The 1,762-nt window shown below is 26.0% G+C and carries 2 protein-coding genes; one reads left to right on the top strand and one right to left on the bottom strand.

Going from position 1 to position 1,762, the window contains the following annotated elements; genetic code table 4:
* Positions 1–282 precede the first annotated feature (282 nt).
* On the bottom strand, positions 283–654 hold the full coding sequence (locus EHU54_RS05730) for a hypothetical protein (protein ID WP_400249435.1): 372 nt from the start codon (positions 652–654) through the stop codon (positions 283–285).
* 113 nt (positions 655–767) lie between these two features.
* Here EHU54_RS05730 and EHU54_RS05725 point away from each other — a divergent pair, with 113 nt between their 5' ends.
* Positions 768–1,676 (top strand): type I phosphomannose isomerase catalytic subunit, encoded by a 909-nt coding sequence (locus EHU54_RS05725; RefSeq protein WP_400249434.1) that lies wholly within the window; start codon positions 768–770, stop codon positions 1,674–1,676.
* Positions 1,677–1,762: the final 86 nt, after the last annotated feature.

Genomic DNA, 1,762 nt, shown 5'->3' with positions numbered 1-1,762 from the left:
CTTTACTTTTTATTTTGTAATGCAAGCATAAAGAGATACAAATTCTTTACTTGTTACAACATAATAATAGACTTCTTGCATAACCGATTAAAATAATTGTAAATATTTTAATCGGTTATGCAAGAAGTCTACTGTTTTGCGATGAGTTTTAGTGTATGATTTTAGGTAGTAGATTTTTGTGGTGGAATGGGTTTATTTAAAATAATTAAATTAATGGTATTAAATCCACCAATAATACTACAACTTCATAGAACATATCCTAAGCCAACATATCACAATCGCTTAATCAAGACTAAAAGTTGTTTTTAAAATTAGTTGGATGGAAATTAAAGTTAAAAAGAAGAAAACAATTGTAATGATTAAAACAAAAAAATAAAAATATAAACTTAAACGTAATCGATTTTTGTTGTTGTCATAATAATAAATTTTTGAAAAAATAAAGGGGTTTTTAATAATAAAATAATTAATAAATAATATAATTAAATTAACCACAAGAAAAATTGAACAATAAATTAATTTATCTTGTGATGACATGTTTTTTAATGCTAGGAAAATAATTATAAAAATAATTGTTACAATACCTAATGCAGCAAAAAGTCATAATAAATGCCATTTAATTTTTTTAAGATAACTTCGAATACGAATAATTTCCATTGTTGACTCCAATCATTTTATTAGTTAAATATATCTTACTATAAATTTTAATGATAATATTATTTTTTCAGTTTTTGTGGTTTAATATAATAGAAAAACTGAGGAGGACATTTATGTATAAAGTAATTAAAGTGACACCATATTTTTCAGAACGTTTATGAGGGGGACAAAAATTAGCGGATTTTGGTTTTCAATTGCCAACAAATGACTTATATGGTGAAGCATGAGTTATTAGTGCGTTAGATAATGGAATGAGTTATATTGCGAATGGTTCTGAGACGGGAGTATCATTAAAAACATTTTTTGCAAATCATCCAGAATATTTTGGAACTACTGATAAAGAATTTCCTTTATTATCCAAAATTATTACAGCAAATGATTATTTATCAGTTCAAGTTCATCCTGATGATGAATATAGCTTAAAACATAACAAAATGTTAGGTAAACCTGAATGCTGATATATCCTTGATTGCCCTATTGATGCTAAAATGATTTATGGACATTATGCTCAAACAAAAGCAGAATTAATTCAATTGGTTGAAAAAAAGGCATGAACACAAATATTTACAGAAGTAAAAGTACAAAAAGGGGATTTTTTATATGTTCCTCCAGGTAAAGTTCATGCCATTACCCCAGGTGTAACAGTTTTTGAATTACAACGTTCATCAGATATAACATATCGTTTTTATGACTTTGATCGTGCTGATAAAGATGGAAACTTTCGTCCGCTTCATTTACAAGAATGTTTTGATGTAACAACAGTTCCTGATTCAACTAATCAAATTGTTCATCGTAATGAAGGAATTTTAATTGATAATGAATATTTTACATTACATTTATTAACAAAAACACGAGAACTTGATTTAAATACTATAAAATGAGCACAAGTAACAGTTGTTGAAGGAAAAATAACCATCGGAACAACAGAACTTTTAGCAGGTGAATCAGCAATAACTGTGGAATTAGCACAAAAATTAACAATAAATGTTAAGGGTAAAGCATTATTAAGTTATAAAAGATAAATTTAAAAGGTCGCATGGAAAAAAGAAGGGTTTTAAAAAATACATAGAAATTGAATAAGAATAATAAATTAAACCATTTACTAAAA

The organism is Spiroplasma sp. ald (genome assembly GCF_044714355.1).
Lineage (GTDB): Bacteria > Bacillota_I > Bacilli_A > Mycoplasmatales > Mycoplasmataceae > Spiroplasma > Spiroplasma phoeniceum.
This window is presented reverse-complemented; position numbering and strand designations above follow the sequence as displayed.